3 protein-coding genes are annotated in these 2,115 nt (G+C 57.4%); all 3 read right to left on the bottom strand.

All coding sequences use genetic code 11. The features are described 5' to 3' along the window. Nucleotides 1–327: 327 nt before the first annotated feature. The 3 genes from ACZXDY_RS45660 to ACZXDY_RS45650 all read right to left on the bottom strand — a co-directional run bounded on the left by ACZXDY_RS45660 (nucleotide 328) and on the right by ACZXDY_RS45650 (nucleotide 1,970). Complete coding sequence (locus ACZXDY_RS45660) at nucleotides 328–669, bottom strand: hypothetical protein (protein ID WP_464349979.1); 342 nt, start codon at nucleotides 667–669, stop codon at nucleotides 328–330. A gap of 114 nt (nucleotides 670–783) precedes the next feature. Continuing rightward, nucleotides 784–969, bottom strand: coding sequence for a hypothetical protein (locus ACZXDY_RS45655; protein ID WP_028169418.1), 186 nt, complete (start codon nucleotides 967–969; stop codon nucleotides 784–786). Between the two features lie 287 nt (nucleotides 970–1,256). After that, nucleotides 1,257–1,970: a MerR family transcriptional regulator gene (locus ACZXDY_RS45650; protein ID WP_028169417.1), complete on the bottom strand. Its 714-nt coding sequence runs from the start codon at nucleotides 1,968–1,970 to the stop codon at nucleotides 1,257–1,259. Nucleotides 1,971–2,115 lie beyond the last annotated feature (145 nt).

Genomic DNA, 2,115 nt, shown 5'->3' with positions numbered 1-2,115 from the left:
CTGCCGCGTTGACCACATGCCCACAGCAACTGCAGCAGACAGCGTCTCTGGCTGCGTGATAGAAAGGGATCAGGAGCGGTCAGTTTCCAACTAACAAACCGGTTCAAGCGGTCCCGCTCCGCGGGTCCATTTCAGTTATCAGCAAGCCAGTCCGACAGGCGGGTAGATGGTCGCACAGGCGAGGTTGAGCTTTTGTTGAGACAGCGAGAACGTCGGCCATTTCGTGTCCCCAAGGGCAGGTCGAAATGCTCACCTGCTTCGAAACTGGGCACCAAGGTTTGCTCCACGCCGACGCGGAAGCAGCTGCGAGCATAATCGTCGAGCGCATCAATTCTCGTGCGCGCAATCAAGCGCCTCGCAGCCCGTCGGCATTGCTGTCAATTCTAATTTGGCGGCGGTATCGCTCTGCGGTTGTCCAGGTGACGGTCCGTTCTCAAACTGCGCCGTGGAAGCTCGGCAAAGGACTAAGCAGAGGTAACGCAGCGACGAAGGCTCAGCTGTGTCCTTGGGCACAGAATGTTCCTTAGGCCCATCGACATCATAGAACTGCTCCACGAACAGTGTCGCGAGCGCCAGATATGAGGCGAGTACCGCGAGCGTGAGCAACCACGCCAGTCGCGTATCGTGGTCGGCAGGACGTTTCATCATTTCCATTACTTCGCTGAACATCTAGGTGCATGTGCCGTCGCGACGATCAGTTTACCCGGACGGTTCGACAATTGTCATGCCAGCGGCATGGGAGGGGCCGCCTTGTCTCTTTGGTGTCGGACCGGACCGTCTCGATTACTGTTTGGGGTGGCTGTGAACGATGCGCAGCCGGTAATCGCCCATGCTCGAAGCGGCCGGCCCTCGAGCGCGTCCGCTCACGCCTGGATAGTGGCTTAGGCGTAGAGCGGCAAAGCCATCGGCGGCGGTGCGCCTGTCCTCAAGAACGGCAATCGTTTCATTCTGATGCTGTTGCAGTTCCATACGATCCTCCCGCTAGCCAGAGTTGTCCCGTGTTGTCAGGGGCCGCGGCCAGCTACTTAGATCGTACAATTTGACGCTACGTACGATTCAAGCCCATTGGAGAGGCTTCGTCTGGTGAATGTATCAAAAAGCCGCATCTCGAGGACGGAGAGACGGGGCAAAACCTCGAGACGAGCACAACGAGGTCCTCAACCACGCGACGCGAGCCGCGTGCTTAGGTCAAAAACTCATCTCATTCTCATCTAAATGGAGAACGCGGCGGTCGTGCACGCAAAGTGCGCGACAAGTCAGTGCGGTTCATCCTTCAGGGCGGCAAGGGCGAGGTCGAGATACTGCATTAGGTGGGGATCCCAGCCAGTCATGTTGCGAGGCGCACTGAGTCGCGCAAGAACTTTCAGTATTGTTGAAACGGTCGATTCAATTCCGGCGATTTCAGTGATTAGTGAACGCGCTTGAAGCGCCACAGCATTCGCCCGTTCGCTGCAGGGATGCTCACCCCGTTCCACGCAATCGCGCAGGTCGTCGCGGATCTTCCGCCACCGCTCCTCGCGAACTGCGTCCAGGACGCATGTGCATCGGAGCTCCTGAGTGCGCTCCTCAACCCGTGACATGGCGTCCAGAGTGGCAGGTAGCTCATCTACGCTGACGTGTATTTCTCCATCCGTTGTCATGTTGCGCAAGCGATCTCGCAGCAGGGTTGTACGCGCGACTTGAAGCTCAATTCTCTCCAAATGCATGCGCAACAAGTCAGTGAGCGAGGTGCTGCCCCCAATCGCTCTGCGAATCTCTTCAAGCGAGAAGCCAAGCTCACGTAGCGCTAGGATTTGATATACTCGTTGTACGCTCTCGCGGTCGTACATTCGGTGACCGCCGCCGGTGCGTTCCGAGGCGCTCAATAAACCCGTGTGTTCGTAGTGATGCAGAGTGCGAACCGTCACGCCGGTAGCCTCTGCAAGCTCGCCAATGCGCCATCGACGCCTTCGTGGTGTAGGTTTTGTCATGGTCCTCTGTTTTCAAGCCTACAACCTGACGTCGGGTGAGATTCAAGTCATTTCAATGATCTAGCAGCCTGCTGAAAAACGTGAGGAATGAAGCGTTTTTTTTGTTGCGGAGGCCTCGTTGGGCTGGCGCGTCCGGGAGGCTAGG

The sequence above is a fragment of the Bradyrhizobium sp. LeoB3 genome, from assembly GCF_055456055.1.
Note: the sequence above shows the minus strand (reverse complement) of the source record. Positions and strands in the feature narration are given on the sequence as shown.